The organism is Betaproteobacteria bacterium, from assembly GCA_016720855.1.
Taxonomy (GTDB): Bacteria; Pseudomonadota; Gammaproteobacteria; order Burkholderiales; family Usitatibacteraceae; genus FEB-7.
Genome location: JADKJU010000003.1, coordinates 191,104 through 213,235 on the forward strand (window position 1 = coordinate 191,104; position 22,132 = coordinate 213,235).

General features: G+C 67.9%; 21 protein-coding genes. 14 read left to right on the top strand and 7 right to left on the bottom strand.

Annotated features, from left to right (window positions below; genetic code table 11):
- Positions 1-24 precede the first annotated feature (24 nt).
- The 3 genes from coaBC to IPP91_14555 all read left to right on the top strand — a co-directional run bounded on the left by coaBC (position 25) and on the right by IPP91_14555 (position 2,308).
- Entirely contained in the window at positions 25-1,254 is a 1,230-nt protein-coding gene (coaBC, locus tag IPP91_14545) for a bifunctional phosphopantothenoylcysteine decarboxylase/phosphopantothenate--cysteine ligase CoaBC (protein MBL0143284.1), read from the top strand.
- A 230-nt stretch (positions 1,255-1,484) separates the two neighbouring features.
- Positions 1,485-1,934, top strand: a complete 450-nt coding sequence (gene dut / locus IPP91_14550; protein ID MBL0143285.1) for a dUTP diphosphatase — start codon at positions 1,485-1,487, stop codon at positions 1,932-1,934.
- 8 nt (positions 1,935-1,942) lie between these two features.
- Entirely contained in the window at positions 1,943-2,308 is a 366-nt protein-coding gene (locus IPP91_14555; GenBank protein ID MBL0143286.1) for a CbiX/SirB N-terminal domain-containing protein, read from the top strand.
- A 21-nt stretch (positions 2,309-2,329) separates the two neighbouring features.
- Here the strand turns inward: IPP91_14555 and IPP91_14560 are convergent, their stop codons facing one another.
- Positions 2,330-2,623, bottom strand: a complete 294-nt coding sequence (locus IPP91_14560; GenBank protein MBL0143287.1) for a hypothetical protein — start codon at positions 2,621-2,623, stop codon at positions 2,330-2,332.
- Between the two features lie 61 nt (positions 2,624-2,684).
- Here IPP91_14560 and IPP91_14565 point away from each other — a divergent pair, with 61 nt between their 5' ends.
- Together IPP91_14565 and IPP91_14570 are read left to right on the top strand one after the other, a co-directional pair.
- Complete coding sequence (locus IPP91_14565; protein MBL0143288.1) at positions 2,685-3,146, top strand: DUF192 domain-containing protein; 462 nt, start codon at positions 2,685-2,687, stop codon at positions 3,144-3,146.
- An 89-nt stretch (positions 3,147-3,235) separates the two neighbouring features.
- Positions 3,236-3,703 carry a cytochrome c gene (locus tag IPP91_14570; protein ID MBL0143289.1) on the top strand — a complete coding sequence of 156 codons (468 nt, stop codon included), beginning with the start codon at positions 3,236-3,238 and terminating at the stop codon, positions 3,701-3,703.
- Here IPP91_14570 and IPP91_14575 read toward each other — a convergent pair whose 3' ends face one another.
- Both IPP91_14575 and IPP91_14580 read right to left on the bottom strand, forming a co-directional pair.
- Positions 3,704-4,399, bottom strand: a complete 696-nt coding sequence (locus IPP91_14575) for a cytochrome b/b6 domain-containing protein (protein MBL0143290.1) — start codon at positions 4,397-4,399, stop codon at positions 3,704-3,706.
- 84 nt (positions 4,400-4,483) lie between these two features.
- Positions 4,484-4,945, bottom strand: a complete 462-nt coding sequence (locus IPP91_14580; protein ID MBL0143291.1) for a urate hydroxylase PuuD — start codon at positions 4,943-4,945, stop codon at positions 4,484-4,486.
- A 499-nt stretch (positions 4,946-5,444) separates the two neighbouring features.
- On the opposite strand from IPP91_14580, the gene IPP91_14585 reads away from it, so the two are divergent.
- Positions 5,445-6,512 (top strand): serine/threonine protein kinase, encoded by a 1,068-nt coding sequence (locus IPP91_14585; protein ID MBL0143292.1) that lies wholly within the window; start codon positions 5,445-5,447, stop codon positions 6,510-6,512.
- A gap of 251 nt (positions 6,513-6,763) precedes the next feature.
- Here the strand turns inward: IPP91_14585 and gcvA are convergent, their stop codons facing one another.
- Positions 6,764-7,720, bottom strand: coding sequence for a transcriptional regulator GcvA (gcvA, locus tag IPP91_14590; GenBank protein ID MBL0143293.1), 957 nt, complete (start codon positions 7,718-7,720; stop codon positions 6,764-6,766).
- 142 nt (positions 7,721-7,862) lie between these two features.
- Here gcvA and IPP91_14595 point away from each other — a divergent pair, with 142 nt between their 5' ends.
- From IPP91_14595 to IPP91_14610, 4 genes are all read left to right on the top strand, one after another.
- Entirely contained in the window at positions 7,863-8,048 is a 186-nt protein-coding gene (locus IPP91_14595) for a hypothetical protein (protein MBL0143294.1), read from the top strand.
- Between the two features lie 64 nt (positions 8,049-8,112).
- Positions 8,113-8,778, top strand: coding sequence for a YceH family protein (locus tag IPP91_14600; protein ID MBL0143295.1), 666 nt, complete (start codon positions 8,113-8,115; stop codon positions 8,776-8,778).
- 34 nt (positions 8,779-8,812) lie between these two features.
- The gene (corA, locus tag IPP91_14605; GenBank protein MBL0143296.1) at positions 8,813-9,778 is read left to right on the top strand and encodes a magnesium/cobalt transporter CorA; all 966 of its coding nucleotides are present in this window, start codon (positions 8,813-8,815) and stop codon (positions 9,776-9,778) included.
- Between the two features lie 10 nt (positions 9,779-9,788).
- Complete coding sequence (locus IPP91_14610) at positions 9,789-10,496, top strand: alpha/beta hydrolase (GenBank protein ID MBL0143297.1); 708 nt, start codon at positions 9,789-9,791, stop codon at positions 10,494-10,496.
- Here IPP91_14610 and IPP91_14615 read toward each other — a convergent pair whose 3' ends face one another.
- Genes IPP91_14615 through IPP91_14625 form a run of 3 tightly spaced genes read right to left on the bottom strand, consistent with a single transcriptional unit; the run spans position 10,497 to position 16,961 of the window.
- Positions 10,497-13,859, bottom strand: a complete 3,363-nt coding sequence (locus tag IPP91_14615; GenBank protein MBL0143298.1) for a UvrD-helicase domain-containing protein — start codon at positions 13,857-13,859, stop codon at positions 10,497-10,499.
- Complete coding sequence (locus tag IPP91_14620; GenBank protein MBL0143299.1) at positions 13,856-16,627, bottom strand: PD-(D/E)XK nuclease family protein; 2,772 nt, start codon at positions 16,625-16,627, stop codon at positions 13,856-13,858. Before IPP91_14620 ends, IPP91_14615 begins: the two co-directional genes overlap by 4 nt.
- A 49-nt stretch (positions 16,628-16,676) precedes the next feature.
- Positions 16,677-16,961 carry a metal-sensing transcriptional repressor gene (locus IPP91_14625; protein ID MBL0143300.1) on the bottom strand — a complete coding sequence of 95 codons (285 nt, stop codon included), beginning with the start codon at positions 16,959-16,961 and terminating at the stop codon, positions 16,677-16,679.
- A 132-nt stretch (positions 16,962-17,093) separates the two neighbouring features.
- On the opposite strand from IPP91_14625, the gene IPP91_14630 reads away from it, so the two are divergent.
- Genes IPP91_14630 through IPP91_14645 form a run of 4 tightly spaced genes read left to right on the top strand, consistent with a single transcriptional unit; the run spans position 17,094 to position 22,064 of the window.
- Positions 17,094-17,312: a DUF2892 domain-containing protein gene (locus IPP91_14630; protein MBL0143301.1), complete on the top strand. Its 219-nt coding sequence runs from the start codon at positions 17,094-17,096 to the stop codon at positions 17,310-17,312.
- A 9-nt stretch (positions 17,313-17,321) separates the two neighbouring features.
- Positions 17,322-17,759 carry a thioredoxin TrxC gene (trxC, locus tag IPP91_14635; protein ID MBL0143302.1) on the top strand — a complete coding sequence of 146 codons (438 nt, stop codon included), beginning with the start codon at positions 17,322-17,324 and terminating at the stop codon, positions 17,757-17,759.
- A 10-nt stretch (positions 17,760-17,769) separates the two neighbouring features.
- The gene (locus IPP91_14640; protein ID MBL0143303.1) at positions 17,770-18,837 is read left to right on the top strand and encodes an efflux RND transporter periplasmic adaptor subunit; all 1,068 of its coding nucleotides are present in this window, start codon (positions 17,770-17,772) and stop codon (positions 18,835-18,837) included.
- Between the two features lie 23 nt (positions 18,838-18,860).
- A complete protein-coding gene (locus IPP91_14645) occupies positions 18,861-22,064 on the top strand; it encodes an efflux RND transporter permease subunit (protein ID MBL0143304.1) in 3,204 nt (1,067 codons plus the stop codon).
- The last annotated feature ends 68 nt before the right edge of the window (positions 22,065-22,132 follow it).

Sequence of the window (22,132 nt, forward strand, 5' to 3'; positions counted from 1 at the left end):
GACTCTCTCTAGTAGAATGATCCGATGGAAAAAAAGGGAAGGCGCCGCGTTCTGCTGGGGGTCACGGGGGGCATTGCCGCCTACAAGGTGGCGGAACTCGCGCGGGCGCTCATCCGGAATAACGTGGATGTGCAGGTCGCGATGACAGAGGCGGGCACGAAATTCGTCACGCCCGCGACTTTTCAGGCACTCACCGGCAAGCCCGTCATCACGGACCTCTGGGACACGAGCTTTCCCAATGCCATGGCTCACATCGAGCTTACGCGCGGCGCGGACGCGATCCTGATCGCGCCGGCCAGCGCCGATTTTCTCGCAAAGCTCGCGAACGGGCTCGCCGACGACCTTCTTTCCACCGCCTGCCTGGCGCGCAACTGCCCGCTGCTGGTGGCGCCCGCGATGAATCGCGAAATGTGGGACAACCCGGCCACGCAACGAAATGTGAACCTGCTGCGCGCTGACGGGGTGACGATCCTGGGTCCCGTCGCCGGCGACCAGGCATGCGGGGAGACGGGGATGGGGCGACTCCTCGAGCCCGAGGAGCTGCTGCAATCTCTCCTTGCCTTCCTGAGTCCCAGGCGCCTCGCGGGCCGCAAGGTGCTCGTCACCGCGGGCCCCACCTTCGAGGCCATCGACACCGTGCGCGGCATCACCAACCAGAGCTCGGGCAAGATGGGCTACGCCCTTGCGGAGGCAGCCGCGGCCTTTGGTGCGGATGTGACACTGGTGTCGGGCCCGACCTCGCTCGCTCCGCCATCCCACGCGCACTTCGTGTACGTGACAAGCGCCGCCGAAATGCTCAATGCCGTGAACGCGCACGCCGCGTCCGCCGACCTCTTCTTCAGCGTGGCGGCGGTTGCCGACTACACGCCCGAGGCGCCAGCCACGCGCAAGATCAAGAAATCGGGCGACGCACTGGAGATCAAGCTGAAGCCCACCGTGGACATCCTTGCGCAAGTGGCGAAGATGCGCGGCGGGCCGTTCTGCGTGGGCTTTGCGGCGGAAAGCGAAGACCTCGCGCAATACGCGCAGGCGAAACGCAAGCGCAAGGGCATCCCGATGATCGTCGCGAACCTCGTGCAGCACGCCGTCGGCCGCGAGGAGAACGAGGTGACGATCTATGACGACGCGGGGGCGCACCCCCTGGCGCGGGCGCCGAAGTCGCGCATCGCGCATGCCATCCTCGAGCACGCGCTGGTTCTCTTCGATGCCAGACGTGGCGGGGCGAGCCTCACGCCGATCAAGCAGGTTTCCTGATTCCCAGGTGAATGGGCATCATCGCCACAAGGCGAGGAGAAACCTTTTGACACGGATGAACACGGATAAGTGCGGATGAACACGGATCCACACGGGATATTAGCCAGGCTCAGCGATCAACCTCGATAGTTCGATTCCAAAGCATTATCCGTGTTCATCCGCACTTATCCGTGTTCATCCGTGTCCCAAGACCTTTCCTCAATCGTAGCCACGTTCTCCCAAAGCCCGCGATGAAACAACTCGACGTGAAGATCCTCGATGAGCGCATGCGCTCCCAGTTGCCTGCCTACGCAACGGGTGGCTCCGCGGGACTCGACCTGCGCGCCTGCCTCGACGAGCCGCTCACGCTGCGCCCCGGCGACTCGGCCCTTGTCCCCACCGGCCTTGCCATTCACGTCGGTGACCCCGGCTACGCCGCCTTGATCATTCCGCGCTCGGGCCTGGGCCACAAGCACGGCATCGTGCTCGGCAACCTCGTGGGTCTCATCGATTCCGACTACCAGGGACAGGTGTTCGTGTCGTGCTGGAATCGGGGCAGGGAAACCTTCGTGGTGAACCCGCTGGAGCGGATCGCCCAGCTCGTCGTGATCCCCGTGCTCCAGGTGCAACTCAACGTGGTGGAGTCGTTCGGCGAAAGCGCCCGCGGCGAGGGCGGCTTTGGCTCCACGGGCAAGCATTGAGCCGGGGCATGCACGGCATCGTCCTCTTCGCCCATGGCGCCCGAGACCCCGAGTGGGCCCGGCCCTTCGAGGCCATCCGCGACCGGGTGCGCGCCCGGCGTCCCGAATTCCCCGTCGAGCTCGCCTACCTCGATTTGATGACCCCGAAGCTCGAGGAGGCCGTCAACAGCCTCGCGGCGAAAGGGGTCGCGGCCATCACGATCTTCCCGCTCTTCATGGCGCCGGGCGGGCACATCAGGAACGACCTGCCGCGGATCGTGGAGGACCTGCGCAAGCGTCACCCCGGCGTGCCCATCGCCATCCAGACGGCGGTCGGCGAGGTTCCGGAGATCCTCGAGGCAATCGCAGGTTGGGTTCTCGCCGGCGTTGACTGACCAGCGGGGCAGCGCTCGTTCCTACTTGCGGGAGCAGATCGAGTAACCGTCGTTCCATCCCATGCGGTACTGGGCATCGGCCGGGAAGCGAATCTCATCCTTGCGGCCGTACGCCGATTTCCGTGCCGATTCGCACCCGTCGACGTAGCCGTCGCGCACGGCGGGCGGGTAGCCGGTGAGGTTGTAGGCCGGTGGGGGCGCCTTCGCGCGCCGATCGCGTGCCTGTTCGGGCGTTTCCCCGCCGGGCGGTGCGGGCTGCAGCACCCCGCAGGAAGCCAGCAGGAAGGCGAAAATCAGGAATGCCGGTCGGCGCATCGGAAGCCTTGTGCGTTATGCTGCATGCGCCGATTTCGTTGGGAGATTCTTCTTGGACGCCATTCTAACCGCACCCGGGTCCCGCTCCACCGCGTGGCGCGTCCTTCTCGCCGCGCTCCTGGCCTGCGCCGCGTTCGCTCGCGCAGAGGCTCCGCTGCCGGTCACCCACATCAAGGTGGCCGGCCACGCGCTTCGCGTCGAAGTCGTGTCCACGCCTGGGCAGATGGCGAAGGGGCTCATGTTCCGCGAAAAGCTCGGCCGGAACGACGGCATGCTTTTCACCTATGCCGATCCGGGCTACCACGCGATGTGGATGAAGAATACGCTCATCGCGCTTTCAGTCGCCTTCGTCGATGACGAAGGGCGCATTCTCAACATCGAGGACATGGAGCCGCAAACGCTCGACTCCCATGCCGCGGCCGGGCCTGCGCGCTACTCGATCGAGACGAACAAGGGCTGGTTTGCGGAACACAGGATCAAGGCGGGCGACAAGGTCACGGGGCTGCCGAAGCCGTCGAAGTGACTTGGGAGATTGATTCGCCGCCGCCGTTCACCCAGCCGACGTCGCACGCCAGCACCTGCCTCGACCCCATTGCCCACGAAAGGAAACGCATGAAACACATCGCTCTCGCCACCGCCATCCTGGCCGCCACCTCCGCCGGCATTTCCACCGCCCAGCAGGGCCCGAAGCCGGAAGACGAGATCCGCTACCGCCAGTCCGTGATGAACGTGATCGGACGTGCGATAGGCCCGATGGGTGCAATGGCGCAAGGCAAGGCTCCGTTCAATGCAGCCACCGTCCAGAAAAACGCAGCCCTCATCGATTCGCTCATGGGATTGCCCTGGAGCTCCTTCGGCCCAGGCACGAACAAGGGCGCGCCCACCAAGGCCGAGGCGAAGATTTGGGCCGACGCCGCCAAGTTCAAGCAGGGCGCCGAGGCGGCGCAGAAGGCCGTCACGAACCTGGCCGCCGCTTCGAAGGGCGGGAATGAGGCGCAATTCAAGACCGCGTTCGGCGAGGTCGGCAAGGCCTGCAAGGCCTGCCACGATGACTTCCGGACGAAGGAATTCCACAACTGATCAGGCAACGGCAACCAGAGCCCACACGGCCGCCGCGCTCGCAATCGCAAGCGCGACGGCCACCAGCGCCCCTCCCCCGCGGGAAATTTCCGCTTCTCTCCCCGGCTCCAGGCGCTTGCGGCCCGTGAGCATCGCCCCCACCAGGCCCTGCCGCTTTGCCACCGTGTAGTACACGACGGCCGCGAGGTGCATCGCGACCAGCACGGCAATCACGATGAAGTTCGCCTCGTGGATCGCGTTCAGGCGGTCTGAAACCGCCCGGCTCACGTGCCGCGCCAGGGGACCTTCGAAACCGTAGTCCTCCTGCACGAGGAAGAGTCCCGTCGCCGCCTGCACGGCGAGCGCCGCGAGCATCGCCACCACCGACCACCCCCCCAGCGGGTTGTGCCCCGCGGATTCGCTCGCCGTTCTCCCGGCAACCAGGCCCTTCGCGTAGCCGATCACCGCACGCGGCCCGCGCAGGAAGCTCGCAAATCGCGCGTGCGTGCCCCCAGCGAACCCCCAGGCGAGTCGAAACAACAGCAGCGCAAGAATGGCGAGCCCGGAACGCTTGTGCCACTCCAGCGTATCGGGACCGAGCACGGAATCGAACTTGCCCGTCACGACACTCGCGACCACGAGCAGCAGCAGAGTCCAGTGGAAGAGCCGCGTGGGGACATCCCATACTCGGACGGATACGCCGGCGCGATCGCTCATGGTTCTTCCAGGATCGAAAGGGATGCCATCAGCGAGGCCGGCGTCGCGATTGCGCGCCTGCACCGCGGCGTCCCGGTGACTCGCTCAGCCGCCGAATACGGCCGTGCGGAACAGTCCGCCGGAAGCGGACATGAAGAACAGCATCGGCATCGACAGCACGACGTTCAGGCGCGAGGCGAGGAACGCGACGCGCCTCGCGCGCGCCTTCTCGTCGTCGGAAGCCGGGGCGATGCCGAGGATCTTCTTCTGATTGGGCCAGATGATCGCCCATACGTTGACGAACATGATGGTGCCGAGCCACGCGCCGACGCCGATCGGGATGTAGGCGCGCTCGGTGAAGAGGAACGCCTCGTCCACCTTGTTGCCCAGCACGTACATTCCCGCGAGCCAGGTGACGACAGCGGTCCAGCGGAAGAACAGCAGCGCCCGCGGCGCGACGTGCTTCGAGATGCCCGCTGCGGTGCCATCGGCCTGCGCATCCTTCATCGCCGCCGCCTGCACGAAATTGAAGTAGTACAGCAGCCCCACCCACATCACGCCTGCCATGATGTGAAGCCACCGGCCCAGCCCGTAATGGACAAAATCCACGATCAGCCTCCCATCAGGGTGCGCACGAGGTAGTAGAGAACGCCAGTCAGGGCCAGTCCGCACAGGACGGTGCCCCACAGGGAATCGAGAGGGTTCTTCATCGGGGCTCTTCGCTTCCGCCAGTACGTGGGAAGGGATGCATTCTAGCACATCGAGGCCTGCCCCGATTCCCCGGCAGCGGGAAAAACCCATAAATAATAACAGGTTAGATGATTGTCAGGCCGCCAGTCCCCCGGGCGGGAGGGCAAGGACCGCATCGGCCTGCGTAAGATCGGTGAGGGCCCTGGCGGCATGCACACAGGCGGCAGCCAGGTTCGCCGGCGGCAGGGAATCAGGCGGTCCATGCAACGCGTCCGGCACGTCGAAGCGACGCAGGAACAGCGCAAGCAGCACCGAAGAAGCGGCTTCACCGCGTCAGCCGAATTCGCGGGCCACCAGTCCGCGCCTCGCGTGCGCAATGGTGCAACGCGTCAGCCCCGATCGGGGGCGGCCGTACAATGCCCAGGTGAACGACTTCCCCTCCGCCGCGCCTTACGCCGGCCTTACGCCGGACGTCGTGCTCAATGCCGTCGAGAGCGCTGGCTTCCTGGCAGATGGCCGCCAGTTCGCCCTCAACAGCTACGAGAACCGCGTGTACCAGGTGGGCCTCGAGGAGGATCAGGGGGGGCCCCTGGGTGAGGCGCGGTTTCTCGTCGCCAAGTTCTACCGACCGGGGCGATGGACCGACGGGCAGATCGTCGAGGAGCACCGCTTCGCCCGCGAACTGGCCGACCGCGAGATCCCCGTGGTCGCCGCCCTCGAGATCGGCGGCACGACCCTGCACCACCACGGCGGGTTTCGCTTTTCGCTGTATCCGCGCCGCGGCGGCCGCGCCCCGGAACTCGAGGATCCCTACACGCTCGAATGGCTGGGGCGATTCATCGGACGTATCCACGGCGTGGGCGCGACGAAGCCCTTCGAGCATCGCCCGACGCTCGACGTGCAGGAGTTCGGCGTGGCTTCCCGCGACTGGCTGCTCGCGCACGACTTTGTGCCGCCGGACCTGCGCGAAGCATGGGCGGGCGCGGCAGCGCTCGCGATAGAAGGGGCGCAGTGCGCTTTCGACCGCGTCACGAGCGCGGCACGCCTGCGCCTGCACGGCGACTGCCATGCGGGCAACGTGCTGTGGACGCCAGGCGGCCCGCACTTCGTCGATTTCGACGATGCGCGCATGGGACCCGCGGTGCAGGACCTGTGGATGCTGCTCTCCGGCGATCGCGCCTCGATGTCGATCCAGCTGAGCCACGTTCTGCGCGGCTACGAGGACTTCGCGGATTTCGACGACCGCGAGCTCGGCCTCGTGGAAGCGCTGCGCACGCTGCGGCTGCTGCACTACTCCGCGTGGCTCGCACGCCGCTGGGACGATCCCGCCTTTCCCATGGCCTTCCCCTGGTTCAACACACAGCGCTACTGGCAGGACCGGGTCCTCGAGCTCAAGGAGCAGGTCGCCGCGATGCAGGAGCCGGCGCTGGTGCCCGCGAGGTAAGCGACGAGTTGCGAACGCCAGGGGCGGCCAGAAGGATTTGGCGAATAAATAAATTGGCTGGGTTTGTTTTTTGGTTTTGGCCAGATGAAGGTGCCATTGACGTCGCTTCCATGGCCTATGTCGATGAAGTTTCGGACTGCGATGTCGGAAGCAAATTGACCTGGCCAAAACCAAAAAAAAATCCAGCCAATTTATTTATTCGCCAAATCCTTCATGTTTTCCCCTTCGCTTCGCTCGCTCTCGCTATGCCGTCACCGCGCGCGCCTGCGCGACTGGCCCTCGGCCTGCGCGCCGAGCCAGCGCCGGAAGGTGTTCGCCGCCGGATGGGCGATGAGCGCCTCGGGAGTGACAAGGTAGTAGGCGAACCGGGTCGGCACGGCACGTTCGATGGGGACGACGAGGCGCCCCTCCTCGATGTCGGAATCGACGAGCGGGCGCAGCGCGAGCGCCACGCCCACCCCGTCGATGGCCGCTTCGTGCACCAGGGAGGCATTCGAGAAGCGCGGGCCGCGCGAGGCATCGACGCCCTTGGCACCGGTGATCGCGAGCCATTCCTCCCAGCCGGGCCGCTCCTCGTCGCCCGGAGAGGAATCGTCGTGGATCAGCGTGTGAAGCCTGAGGTCTGCCGGCTTGCGCAGCGGCGGTCCGCGCCCGAGCAGCTTCGGGCTGCATACCGGCACGTAGTACGGGCGGAAGAGCAGATCCACAACCGCGCCGGGATACTCGCCCATGCCGTAGCGCACAGCGACCTGCGCCTCGGCGTCCTCGCGGCCGGGGTCGGTGCGCGAATCGCGCTCCGGATTGTCGATGGCCCGCAGTGTGCCGATGATGCGCAGGTCGAATTGGGGATAGGAGGAGGTGAAGGAGCGAAGCCGCGGCATCAGCCAGCGGGCGACGAAGTTGGGCGGGGCGGCGACCGCAATCCGCCCCCGCTCCTCGGCGCGGCGCGCGTGCGCGAGGCCGGCGGCGAAACAGTCGAATCCCTCCCTCACCCTGGGCAGCATGGCCTGGGCGGCCGGCGTGAGTTCGATGGCTCGCGTCAGCCGCCGGAACAGCTCCACCCCCAGGTAGTCCTCGAGGGTCTTCACCTGCTGGGAAATGGCCGCCGGCGTGACGAAAAGCTCCTCGGCCGCGCGCTTGAAGCTGAGGTGCCGGGCGGCTGCCTCGAAGGCGCGCAGGGCGTTCAGGGGAGGAAGTCGATCGCTCATAAGGCCATAGATTAGCTTCTCTATCGCAAAGCGCAAGAACATATCGTTTGTTGCATTGCATCGACACCCCTATATTCACTCCCGTAAGCCGCCGGAACTGCCCATCAGGCACCAGCGGCCCGGAACCCAAATGGAGTCAGCAATGCAAAACTACGAAGCCATCCAGAAGTACATCCAACAAGCCCGGATCGAACGCAGCGTATACCTGGCCGAGCTCGTGTCCGACATGATCGTCACGACCTGGAACGGCATCAAGCAAGGTGCCGCGGCCCTGCTCAGCATCGCCCGCGCCAAGACCCGCAACAACGTTTTCACGTTCGACTCCTGATTCGCCGCCCGGCCGGCCTCCCGCCGTCGCGGGGTACCATGCGGGTTTGGACACCCGAGCACGCATGGCCCCTCCCGTTCTCCCCGCGCTGTCGCTCCTCGAAACCCGCGTCGTCGGCGTCCTCGTCGAGAAGCAGCACACCGTCCCGGATACCTACCCGCTCACGCTGAACGCGCTTGTCGCGGGCTGCAACCAGAAGACGAGCCGCCACCCCATTCTCGAGGCAACGGAGTCCGAGGTACAGGCGGTGCTCGACCACCTCAAGTCGCTCTCGCTCGTCGTCGAATCGAGCGGCGGGCGCGTGATGCGCCATGCGCACAACGCCGGCCGCGTCCTTGGCCTGCCTGCGCAGTCCGTTGCGCTGCTCGCAACCCTCATGCTTCGCGGGCCGCAGACCTCGGGCGAGCTTCGCATCAACAGCGAGCGGCTCCACAAGTTCACCGACATCTCCTCGGTCGATGCGTTCCTCGATGAACTCGCCTCGCGGGCCGAAGGCCCGCTCGTGCGCGAACTCGCTCGCCAGCCGGGAACGCGCGAGACGCGGTGGATGCACCTGCTTTCAGGCGAGCCCGATGACGACACGGCGCAAGCCGCACCATCACCATCGGGCGCGGAGTCGGTGACGGTGAGCGAGATCGCGGCCCTGAAGGCGAACGTGGACCGGCTCGAAGGCGAGGTGGCCGAGCTTCGGGAAACGCTCGCCCGCGTGTGCCGGGAACTCGGATTGTGAACGGCGCCGCCGCCTGGCGGTAGGGAGAAAACCGATGCTCGTCAACTGCGTCGCCTACGAGGAAGGCCGGAAGCTCGCCGACATACACGTCGATGACATCAGCGAGTACGTGAGCCGGCCGGAGTGCTTCGTGTGGGTCGCCCTCAAGGATCCCTCGCCCGAGGAACTGCACGAGATGCAGGAGGAATTCAGCCTGCACCCCCTGGCAGTCGAGGACGCGCGCAAGGGGCACCAGCGTCCCAAGCTCGAGGAGTACGGCGACTCGCTCTTCGCCGTGCTGCACAACCTCGAGATGCGCGACGGCGAACTGCACCTGTCCGAGATCGATCTCTTCGTGGGCGAGAACTTCCTCCTCTCGGTGCGGCAGGGAACGGAACAGGGATTCTCCGCGGTTCGCGCGCGCACGGAGCGCGAGCCCGAACTGCTTCGCCACGGCGCGGGTTTCGTCTTCTACGCGCTCATCGACGCGGTGGTCGACCGCTACTTCCCCGTCGTGGACGCGCTGGAAGTGGAACTGGAGGCGCTCGAGGACCGCATCTTCGCGGGAAGCTCGCCGCGAGCCAACCTCGAGGCGCTCTACGGGCTCAAGCAGAAGCTCATGACTCTGAAGCACGCCGTCGATCCCCTGACCGAGGCGGTGGGCAAGCTGCACGGCGGGCGCGTGCCGCACGTGTGCCAGGGAACCCAGGATTATTTCCGCGACGTCTACGACCACCTGCTGCGGCTGGGCCAGGTCATCGACAGCCTGCGCGACATGGTGACCACCGCGATGTCGGTGAACCTCGCGATGATCTCGCTCTCCGAGAACGAGGTCACCAAGCGGCTAGCCGCCTATGCCGCGCTCGTCGCCGTGCCGACGATGGTCGCGGGGATCTACGGCATGAACTTCGAGCACATGCCGGAACTCAAGTGGGCGTTCGGCTATCCGGTCGCCATCACGGCCATGGTCGCGATCGACGTGTACCTCTTTTATCGATTCCGCAAGGCGCGCTGGCTCTGAGGAGAATGCATTGAGCAAACCCAACCTGTTGCTTGTTCCCGGCCTGCTCTGCGACCGCCGACTCTGGCAGGTGCAGATCGATGGCCTCAAGCATGCCGCCGAATGCACAGTGGCCGACATCTCGCAATCCGATTCCATCGCCGGCATGGCCTCGGCGGCCCTCGCGAAGCTGCCGCCGGGCCCGTTCGCGGTGGCCGGCCTTTCGATGGGGGGATACGTCGCCCTCGAGGTGATGAGGCAGGCGGCGTCCCGGGTGATCGGGCTGGCGCTTCTCGACACCAACGCGCGGCCCGACTCGGAGCAGGCGAGCGATGATCGCCGGCGCATGATGAAGATGGCCGAGACGGACTTCGACCGCGTCGTGAACGCGTTATTGCCGAAACTCCTGCTGCCCGCGAACATGCGCAACGCCGCCCTCGTGGCGACGGTGAAGGCGATGGCCGCGGCCACGGGCAAGGCGGCCTATTGCCGGCAGCAGGAAGCCATCATCGGACGCATCGACAGCCGGCCTCACCTGGCCCGGATCAACTGCCCCACTCTCATCCTTTGCGGCAAGGAGGACACCCTCACGCCCGTGGCGTTGCACCAGGAAATGGCCCATGCGATACCCGGTTCGCGCCTCGTGGTCGCCGGGCAGTGCGGTCACCTTTCCCCGCTGGAGCAACCCCAGCTGGTGACGATGAACCTCGTGCACTGGCTCTCGGGCCTTAAGGCCTGATCAGCCCTCGACCTCGCGCCAGCCGGGGATGAGCGGAAAGTAGAGGCCAAGCTTCGGTTGTCCGCCGAGGACGCGTGCATACCGGCGCAACGGGTCCGCATACCGGTCACGCTCGCTGTCGAGGAACGCCTCGGGGTTCGCGCCCTGGTGCCGGCCCGTCTTGTAGTCCACGATCCAGCGATCGCCCTCCGGCCCGGTGAACACGCGGTCCATCACCACGAGGCGAATGCGGCCGTCTTCGATGACATGCATGCGCACCTCGTTGGCGGCCTGCGGGTGCCGGGCAAGGATCCAGCGCCCCCGCTCGTCCGTGATCGCGGACTCGAGGGCGGTCACGACGAGTCCCGCGGCCTCGTCGCGGCCGGAGTCCGGCACGCCTCGCCTCTCGAGCTCTTCCCGCACCCGGCCGCGGATCGCACGCACCCGCGAGGCGGTCCATGAATCGAGACCGTCTTCGGCGATGCGCTGCAGCCAGCGGTGCGCCACCGTCCCCACCTGCCGCGTCGTTTCGCCCACCCAGCTGAACTCGATCCGCGATGGCGGTTCGTGGACCTCGGGCGCAAGCACGACCGCCGGCTCTGCAACCCGCACGTCAAGGGCCGCCGGAAGGATCCAACGCACATCCTCGAACGCCGGCGCAGGCGCCGCCACCAAGATGGTGGCTGGCCGGGGCAATGCCATTTGTGCAGCCTCGAAGTGGGGACGCGCCACCGACCAGGCCTTTCCGAGCAGGGAGCGCTCCGGGGGCGTGCGCACCTTCGGATCGTCCCCGTTCGTCGAGTCGAGCCCCACGCGCGCCAGCAGGTGCAGGCGATGCTCCGCCCGCGTCGCCGCCACGTAGAACAGGCGCTCCACCTCATGCGCCTCTTCGCGCGCATCGAGCCCCTTCAGGTAATCGTAGGCCGCGTCCGCGTCCTGCCCGGCCTCCTTGACGGGCGCCATGAGGAGCGCGCCGTCGGTTCGCGCCTTCCAGCGAAAGAGCGGCGTGTCGCCCGCGCGCGGGGTTCGGTCCAGTCCCGGGACGATCACGGTGGAGAACTGCAGTCCCTTCGCCTTGTGGATCGTCATCACCTGCAGCTCTTCGCCCGCGCCGAGGTCGGGGGCGCCGTACAGGTCGTCGAGATGCTCCTCGAGCCGAGCGGGGTCGGGCAGCTCCCCGGCCTCGGCGATGACGTCCAGGCGATCGAAGAAGGTCTCGGCGTCCTCGAGGTCGGTGGCGCCGGCGAGGCACGCGGGACCCCCGAGCGCCAGCCATGCACTCTCGACGCGTTCGCGCAAGGTGCCGCGCAGGCGTTCCTGCTGCGCTTCGGCGAGGATCGCGCTCGCCCGGGCCAGTCGCTCGCGCCCGTCGGAAGAGAGCCGGGAAAGCCGTGCCGCATCACCCAGGAGCTCCGGCACGGTGCGCTCGTCGCCGCGTACCAGCGCGAGCAGGTCGCCCAGCTCGAGGCCGCACCATGGCGCGCGAAGCACCGCGAGCCAGGCGACGCGATCCGCCGCGTGGGATAGCGCGCGCGTGAGGGCGACGAGATCCTGGATCGCCTGGCGCTCGCCGAGCTGCTCGATGTCCACGGCGCGAAACCGAAACCGCGCCTCACGCAGGGCGGGCACGATGCGATCCAGATGCGTGCGGTTGCGGACCAGGATTGCCACCTTGCCGCCGGGCCGCTCCGCCCGGGCCGCCTGCACGAGTTCGACCACCCTTCGGGCTTCATCGTCGCGCGCGCGGTCCTTGTCTTCGTCGACGAACGGATGCCACGTCGCCGCTTCGCCCGCGAGCGGATCGTGGAACGCCGTCGATTCCGCCAGGCTTACCGCGCCTTCGGACTCGTCGTCTCGATCCGGGAGGATGTCGCGGAAGGCGGAGTTGACCCAGTCCACGATGCCCTGCTGCGAGCGGAAATTCGTGGCGAGTCGAAGGCGCTCGAACCGCACGTTGGGCAGCCCTTCGTGCCACGCGCGCAGGAAAAGGCCCACGTCCGCCTCGCGGAAGCGGTAGATGGACTGCATCGGGTCGCCCACCGCGAAGACTGTCCGGCCATCGTCGGGCACCCAACCGGCGGTGAGGGCGGACAGCAGGCTCCACTGGCTGCGCGACGTGTCCTGGAACTCGTCCACGAGCACATGGGAAAGGTGCTCGTCGAGGGCAAGCAGGAGGTCGGTGGGCGCGGATTCGTCGCCGAGGGCCTGCACCGCGCCGGCAGCGATCTGCGCATGGTCCACCTCGCCGCGCTCGGCGAACACGACGAGCAGTTGCGCGGCCGCGACCGGGAGGACGGCGACGACAGCCGACAGGGCTTCCCACTGCCGGTCGTCGAAGGTCGCGGGGGGCAGGTGCGCGAGGTCGGCCAGCGCCTGCCTGAGTCCGGCGACTTCCTTCACGTCCTCGGCGAGCGCCGCGAAGTCCTTCTTCGCGCCTTCCCGGCCGCCATCATTCTTCGCCGGGAAGCCGAGCGCCTTGGTGACCGCCTTCCGCCAGTCGCCGTCCGTCTTGACGAAGAGCGTGCCTATGGCCTGCCAGGCCCGGCGACCGGCTTCATCGGCCGTGGGCAATGCCACGAGTCCGGCGCAGTCGAGCATGACGGACTTCGCTCCCGCCTTCTCCAGCTCCGCGACCGCTTCCGAAAGCAACGCGCACAGGCGCGGCACGGTGGCTGCCGGGAAGAGCGCCCGCGCAAGTTCCATGAGCCGTGCCCGCTCCGCCCGGAATGCAGCCTCGATCGCCTGGCGCTCGAGGCGCCCCCGCCAATCGCGTCCGAGCCACTGGTCCCGGCGCGCCAGCATGCCCGCGAGGAGGTCGACCGCCATTGCCTGGTCGCCGTCGAGATGCGCGAGCAGATGCGCGATGGCGTCCGAGCTCGGATGGCTTCGGTCCAGGAGCGCCAGCGTGCGCACCGCCGCTTCATGGAAAAGGTCGCGAGCGTCGTCCACGAGGCCCGGCTGCCAGCCGAGCCGGGCGAGCACCGGCATCTGCCGCGTGAGCGAGGCGTTGAACGAATCGATCGTCTGGATGCGCAGCCGCGCCGTGTTCTCGAGAAGGCGCCAGCCGCGCTCCTCGTCCCGCGCGAGCGCCTGCTCCGCAAGCGATCGGGTTCGGCGGACGTTGTCGGGCGCATCGTCGGCGAGCCCTCGTCGGGCGTCATGCAGCGCCTCCAGGACACGGCGCTTCATCTCCCCGGCCGCCTTGCGCGTGAACGTGATGGCGAGAATCTCCTCGGGGCGCCGCACGGTGGCGAGCAGCCGCAGGTAACGCTGGATGAGCAGACCGGTCTTTCCCGCGCCGGCGGGCGCCTGCACGATGAACGAGCGCGTCGGATCGAGCGCGCTTTCGCGCTCGGCGGCGTCGGCCGCGCGTCTTTCGCTCATTCGTCGTTCCCCGCGTCTTCGGACGCCTCGTCCGCCGCCAGCGCTCCAAGCCGTTCGCGCACGCGGCACAGCGCGGAAAGGTCGCAGTGCTTGCAAGTTGCGAATGGGCGTTTCGGGTCCACGCTCGCCTTCCCCTCCGCGAACTCCCGGGCGAGCCGCGCCGTCGAGAGCCGCCATCCTTCGATGAGCTCGCTCCACGAGGCCGCGAACTTGCCGGCGGTCCGGTGCTTGTCCACGGTCCCGACGTCGGGAAGCAGGCCGTCCTCGCGCGCGAGGCCCGCGAATCCGACCTTGCCCGCCTTGAGGCAGGCGAACGCGACGGCAGTCACCTCGTCGCCGACCGCCAGCGCATAGAGAGGAAGTTGCGGATCATCCGGCCGGTCCCCGAGCCACCCGCGCACGCGCGGAGAGCCGGTCTTGTAATCGATGACCGCGAGGCCTGCGTTTTCCAGACGGTCCAGGCGGTCGATCCTCCCGCGAAAGACGAGGCCGCCCGCTTCGATCGCGAGCTCCTCCTCCCGGTGCACGACGCAAAAGGGTGCGCGCGACCGGTCGATGTCGAGCCAGGCCAGCGCCACGCGCGCCAGCCGTTCCCGCTCGAGCGCGGCGAATCGCCCCTCCAGGCGCCCGGGACGCTCGGATCGCAGCCAGGCCACCGCGATGCGCGCGGCATCCGCGGCAAGGGCCTCGAGTCGCACCGGGTCCATCGCGGCGAGCGCAGCGTGGCTGCCGATTTCGCGCCAGAGGCGCGCCATCACTCGGTGCAGCAGTTGTCCACGCTCGGCAGCGCCGAGACCCGGTTCCGTCTTTTCGAGCCCTTCGGCGCGCAGCCGATGGCGCGCGAATGCGCGAAAGGGACAGGCCGCCTGATCGGCGAGGATCGCCGTCCCGCCGCGGGCGGCATTCGTTTCCAGCGGCGGCGCGACGCGGTCTTCGCGCCCTGCCCATGCCGCCTGATTTCGTCCCGCCGCGAAAAGCGCGTCGCGCAAGCCCTCGCAGGAAGGGATGCCGAGGGCCGCCGGATCCGCCGCTTCGTATCCGGCGATGAGGGCGCTTGCCCCGAGTGTCCGCTCGTCATCCATGAGGCCGTGCGAAAACACCACTTCATCGGCCGCCTGCGCCCACGATTCCGTGATGCGAAGGTCGAGGGCGAGCGAGGCTTCCGCGCTGGCCTGCGGCACGGCGGCCTTGCGCTGGAGCGACACCGGCAGGAAGGGGTTGGGCCGCGGCGACTGAGGCCATGAGTCGTCGGTGAGCCCCGCGACCCACAATGCGTCGAAATCGAGGCCCACCGATTCGAGCAGCCCCAGCACTTGCACGGGGGCGTCGCCGGATTCGGGCTGGAAAACGGTATCAAGACAGAACTGGCGCAGGTGACGCCGTGCGGCCTCCGAGGTGAGAGTCCCGGCGACGACACCGAGCGAGCCCAGTCGCGCCAACGCCTCGTGCCACTTGACGAGCGCCTGGTGTTCCGCGGAATCGAGGGTCCGCTCGCCGGGGAAGCCGGCGGCGAAAAGGCGCGCCGCAAAATGCGCGGCCCATGCCGGGGCAGACGCGGATCGACCCGGCGGGACGATCGAAGCAACGGCCTCCAGCCTCGCCTCGAGCGCGGGGCAGGCGGGCACGTGCCACCGCCCGCCTTCCGCGGTCGAGGCCGAAACCAGCGCGCGCAGCGACGCGAGATCCACCCGGGGCGGCGAGATCCTGCGAAGCGCCGCGTCGAGCCGGGCGCGTGAGGCAAGCTCCGAGCCCGACTCGCCGAGGAATGGCGAGCGAACGATGCGGCTCGCGCGCTCGAAGGCGACGGGCTCGTCGGCCAGCCCGAGCAGTGCCAGCGCGCAATCCACGAGCGGGTAGTCCGCGAGCGCCTTGCCCATCGAGAGGTTGTAGAGCGGCGCCCCCCGCGGCCTGCCGCCAGGCGCGAACACACGCGCAAATACCCGCGCCACCCAATCGCGCCGCTGTGCAAGATCCGGGACCACCACGCCGATTCGCGGCATGCGCTTTCCTGCGGCCGCCTCGAGCCGCGAGCGCGCCCAGCATGCGGCCAGCTCGATTTCGCGCCGCGGCGACTCGGCTGGAATCACGCGAGGCGCCGCATCATGCCGCGGCGATTCCGAGGTGGCTACCGCAATACCCGCTGCGCGGCAGGCGTCGATGACGAATCGCTGCGCGGGCGTGACGATGTGGAACGCGTAGGCGACGAGCATCTTCGGCCTGCGCACCGCCGTACGCGCCAGGAGCGCCGGCACGATCGAGGCCAGGCGCGCAGCATCGATCCCTCCCAGCTGGCGGGATTCCTCGCGCCACGAGCGGGCCCAGCCGGCGAAGGCCTGCGCATCCTCCGCGCCTTCCCAGGTGCCGATCGCGCCCTCTATTCCCCAGTCGTGCGCCAGGGACCACGCGCCCTGCGCCTCGCGCGCGAGTGCGGCGGGACCGACGAGAAGGTTGCGCGAAGCGTCGCGTGAAATGGCGGCTTCCCACCCGAGACGCTCGTGATCCGCGGTGAAGAGCGGGGGCACGGCCGCTCCCTCGTCGTCGAATCGCGCGTCCTCGTGCAGGCGCTCCAGCCAGGCGCCCCACGGAAGGATGTCCGCCGCAGGCCAGCTCGTGCGCCCGGACGCGGCGTGGATATCGCCGACGGCGCTCGCGAGGCACTGGGCCAGCCGGTTGTTCGGGGTGACGGCGGTCAACGCGCCGTGCGGCTCATGCGCGAGTCGCGCGGCGAGATCGCGGAATTCGATCGTTTCGGAGACGGCAGCCGTCATGCCGCCATCATAGTCGTGGCCGGGCTCACCACGTGAGCCCGTGCGGCGTCTAGCCGAACTTGGCGAGGAGCTCCGCGGCGTGCTCGAGACGCTTGTCGACCACCGCCCTGCCGGCCGTGCCCGCGGGGACGTCGCCACCCGACTGGATGGCGCAGGAGAGCACGTGGTAGAAGGCCTTGTCGAGGGCGCGGCGGCTGGCGGAGAGCTGCTGCGTGATCGCCTCGCAGTCGGACCCCTTCTCGATCATGGCCTGGATGCCGCGCAACTGCCCCTCGACGCGGCGCAGCCGGTGGATGAGTTCCTTCTTGTGCGTTTCGTCCCGGATCGTGGGCATGGATTCCTCCTGGATTCGCGGAAAATATACACTACTGGGTATGGCATGGCAAGCGCATCACGGCGCGGCAGACGCTTGACATACTATACCCCATACAGTATATTTCGGACACCCCTTCCCTGGAGCATTCCCGTGAACGCCGAAAGACTCGTCCGCATATTCGCCGGCACCTTCATCCTGCTCTCCCTCGGACTCGGCGTGCCCGGCAGCCCGGCCTTCGTGAGCCAGAACTTCCTGTGGCTCACCGCCTTCGTGGGTGCCAACCTGCTGCAGAGCGGCTTCTCCTGCTTCTGCCCGCTGGAGATCATCCTGAAGAAGCTCGGCGTGAAAAGCGCCGCGCAGGGCGCCTAGGAGACTTCCTTGTCCGCCGCCGGTTTCGTCCACGTCGCTTGCCCTAAGTGCCTCGCGCAGAATCGCGTCGACGCGGCGCGCGTGAACGAAGGCCCGAAATGCGGCAAGTGCGATACGCCGCTCCTCGATGATTGCGTCGTGGAGCTCGATGACGCCTCCTTCGACGCCTTCGTCTCGCGCACCGACGTGCCCGTGCTGGTGGACTTCTGGGCTCCCTGGTGCGGGCCGTGCCGGCAGATGGCTCCGGAATTCGAGCAGGCGGCCAGGCGGCTGGCCGGTCGTGCGCGGCTGGCGAAGGTGAATACTGATCTCTCGCAATCGCTTGCCGGTCGCTTCGGCATACGCTCGATTCCGACCCTGCTCCTCATGAAGGAAGGGCAGGAGGCGGGTCGCCTTACGGGCGCGCGCCCGGCCACGGAGCTTGCGCGCTGGGTCACCTCCACCTGAGCCGGACGACATGACGAATCCCGCCTTTCTCGCTTCCCTGGCCGCCGCCGGCCTCCTCGCCGCGGCATGCGGCTCCTCCGAGTCGCCCGCCGCCGCGTCAATGGCTCCCGCCGCACCTCTTCGCACGGAGACCGTGGAGTTGCGCGAGGTCGACCTCAGTACCTCCGCGGAGGCGGTGATCGAGGCGGTGCGCCAGTCCACCGTATCGGCGCAGGTCTCCGGCCGGATCGTCGATATCCGCTTCGACGTGGGCGACCGCGTGCAGAAGGGCGACGTGATCCTGCGCATCGACGAGCGCGCCGCGAGCCAGGCGGTGGCCGCGAGCCAGGCCCAGTTGCGCGAGGCGGAGGCATCCCTGGTGAACGCGCGCGCGCAGTACGAGCGCACGAAGCAGCTCCTGGCGCAGAAGTTCGTGAGCCAGGCCGCGCTCGACAAGGCCGAGGCCGACTTCAAGGCGTCCGAAGCGCGCATGAAGGCGATGCTCGCCGGCGCCGGCGCGGCGGCGACCGAGAAGAGCTTCACCACCATCGTCGCCCCCTACAGCGGCGTCGTCTCGGCGCGCCTTGTACAACTGGGAGAGATGGCCTCCCCCGGCAAGCCCCTGCTCACCGGCTTCGACCCGTCAAGCCTTCGCGTCGTGGCCACCGTCGCCTCTTCGCAGGTGGCTGCGATCCAGGCAGGCGCCAAGGCACGCATCGAAGTGCCATCGCTCGACCGATGGGTGGAGGTGAAATCCGTTACCGTCGTGCCTTCGGCGGATCCGCGCACGCACACGACGCAGGTCCGTCTCGATCTGCCCCCGGACGTCAAGGGCCTGCTCCCGGGCGTGTTCGCACGCGCGCACTTCATCACCGGCAGCGCCCCGCGCCTCATGTTGCCGCGCTCCGCGGTCCTGCGGCGCAGCGAGGTGACGGCGGTCTACGTGGTGGACGAAAAGGGCGTGCCGCGGCTTCGCCAGGTGCGCATCGGCTCGGTGGCCGACGAGAAGTCCGTCGAGGTCCTCGCCGGGCTCAGGGCGGGCGAAAAGGTGGCCGTCGAGCCGGTAAAGGCCGGCATGGCCACCGGCGCCGTCTCCTGAAAGGCTGAAGCCGAATGGAAGGCATGGGAATCTCCGGACGCATCGCGCGCTATTTCCAGGACTCGCAGCTCACTCCCCTGATCGCGTTGGTCGCGTTCCTGCTGGGCCTGTTCGCCGTGGCGGTCACGCCGCGCGAGGAGGAGCCCCAGATCAACGTCACGATGGCCAACGTGTTCATCCCGTTCCCCGGCGCCTCGGTGAAAGACGTGGAATCGCTCGTCTCCACGCCGGCCGAGCAGGTGCTCTCCCAGATTGAGGGCATCGATCACGTCTACTCGGTCTCGCGCCCCGGTATGGCGATTCTCACCGTGCAGTTCAAGGTCGGCGTGCCGCGCATCGACGCCATCGTGCGGTTGCGCGACACGATGTCGGCCAACCGCGACTGGGCGCCCCCGGAGCTGGGCATCCTCGAGCCCGTCATCAAGCCCAGGGGCATCGACGACGTGCCCGTGGTCTCGCTCACCCTCTGGAGCGACGACGGGGCCAAGGGCGCCTTCGAGCTGGAGCGCGTGGCGCACGCGATCGAGGTTGAACTCAAGCGCGTGGCCGGGACGCGCGAGGTGCAGACGCTGGGCGGGCCGGGGCGAGTGGTGCGCGTCCTGCTGGATGCCGACCGCCTTTCCTCCCACGGCGTAACGGCGCTCGACGTGAAAAACGCCCTGCAGTTGTCGAATGTGACGCTGCCGACCGGCAAGCTGGTGCGCGACAACCAGGAGATCGTCGTCGAGACCGGCAACTATCTCGAGTCGGCGGCAGACGTGCGCGCGCTCGTGGTCGGCGTGCAGGATCGCATCCCGGTATACCTCACCGACGTGGCCGACGTCGCGGACGGCCCGGACCAGCCCTCGCGATACGTCTGGATCGGCGCCGGGCCCGCGGCGTCCGCGAAGGGCATCGCCTCGCCCGGCGAGCACCCCGCGGTCACGCTGCAGCTGACGAAGAAGCCGGGCGAGAACGCCGTCGACGTGGCGAGCCGCGTGATGCAGCGCGTGGAGGAACTCAAGGGCACGCTGATCCCGGCGGACATGCACGCGACCGTGACGCGCAACTACGGCGCCACGGCCGACGACAAGGCGAAGAGCCTCATCAAGAAGCTCATCTTCGCGACCCTTTCCGTGGTGGTGCTCGTCTACGCCACTCTCGGCCGGCGCGAAGCTCTCATCGTGGGCATCGCGGTGGTGCTCACGCTCGCCTCGACGCTCTTCGCGTCGTGGGCCTGGGGCTTCACGCTGAACCGCGTCTCGCTCTTTGCCCTCATATTTTCCATCGGCATCCTCGTGGACGACGCAATCGTGGTGGTGGAGAACATCCACCGCCATCGCGGCATGGAAAGCGGGCCGCTGCACGGCATCATTCCCGGGGCGGTCGACGAGGTCGGCGGCCCGACCATCCTCGCCACTCTCACCGTGATCGCCGCGCTCCTGCCGATGGCCTTCGTCACGGGCCTCATGGGGCCCTACATGAGCCCCATCCCGATCAACGCGAGCATGGGGATGCTGCTGTCGCTGGCGATCGCCTTCACCGTGACGCCTTGGCTCGCGCTGAAGCTCCTGGGCGCGCACGGCCAGCCGCACGCCTCTGCCCTCGATGCAAGGCTCGAGCGCTTCTTCACTTCGCTCCTCGGGCCTTTCGTGGCTGCGCCCGAGTCGGCGCGCAATCGCCGCCGGCTCGGCATCGGCATCGCCGTCGCCATCGCGGTCTCGGTGAGCCTCCCCGTCGTGAAGCTCGTGGTGCTGAAGATGCTGCCCTCCGACAACAAGTCGGAGTTCCAGGTGGTGGTGGACATGCCCGCGGGCACGCCGGTGGAAGTGACCGCCGGTGCGCTGCGCGACCTCGGCGCCCATCTGGCCACCGTGCCCGAGGTGACCGACTACCAGGCCTATGCCGGCCTCGCCTCCCCCATCAACTTCAACGGCCTGGTGCGCCAGTACTACCTGCGCACGCTCTCCGAGCAGGGCGACCTGCAGGTGAACCTTCTCGACAAGTCGCAGCGGCACCGCAAGAGCCACGAGATCGCCTCTGCGTTGCGCCCCGCCCTCGAGGCGATCGGCGGGCGCTGGGGCGCGAAGGTGAAGGTGGTCGAGGTGCCGCCCGGCCCCCCGGTGCTGTCGCCCATCGTGGCCGAGGTGTACGGGCCTGACGAGTCCGGCCGCATTCGCGTGGCGAAGAAAGTGCGCGAGGCCCTGGCCGCCACGCCGGATATCGTCGGCATCGACGATTCCGTCGAGGATGTCGCGCCGCGCATCGTCCTGAAGGTCGACCAGGGGCGCGCCGCGCTGGCGGGCGTGTCGCGGCGCGACGTGGTCGAGACGATGCGCGCGGGCCTGTCGGGGATGGACGCCACGCCCCTGCACGACGGACACTCCAAGTACGAGGTGCCCGTTCGCCTCACGCTGCCGCCCGAGCAGCAGGGCGAACTCTCCGAGTTCCTCAAGCTCACGATGCGCGCGGCCGACGGCTCGCTGGTGCCGATGTCGGAACTGGTGCGCGTCGTGCACAACGACCGCGAGCGCCCGACGTACCACAAGGACCTGCTACCCGTGGTCAATGTGGTCGCCGATGAGGCAGGCAAGACCAACAGTCCGCTCTACGGCATGTTCGCCGCGCGCGGCAAGGTGGCGGGCCTGCCGCTCGAGGAGGGCGGCACCCTGGGCGAGTACTTCATTCGCCAGCCCTCCGACCCCTACCGGCAGTATTCGGTGAAGTGGGACGGCGAGTGGCAGGTGACCTACGAGACCTTCCGCGACATGGGCCTCGCCTACGCCGTCGGGCTCGTGCTCATCTACCTGCTCGTGGTCGCGCAGTTCCGCTCGTACCTCGTGCCGCTCGTGATCATGGCGCCCATTCCGCTCACGGTGATCGGCGTGATGCCGGGCCATGCGCTGCTCGGGGCCAATTTCACCGCCACCTCGATGATCGGCATGATCGCGCTGGCGGGCATCATCGTGAGGAACTCGATCCTGCTCGTGGACTTCGTGAACCTTCGGGTGGCCGAGGGCGCCTCCTTCCGCGACGCGGTCATGCAGTCCGCGGCCGCGCGGGCGAAACCCATCGCACTCACCGCGCTGGCCGCGATGCTGGGCGCCGGCTTCATCCTCGACGACCCGATCTTCAACGGGCTCGCGATCTCGCTCATCTTCGGCATCCTCGTCTCGACCGTGCTCACGCTGGTGCTGATTCCGGTGATCTACTACGCCGCCTTCCGCAAGCGATTCGAGGCGGGCTGACGAAACGCCGATCCGCGGCCCGGCATTGCAGACGGCGCTAGAATCGGACTTCCAGCGTAACCGGAGCC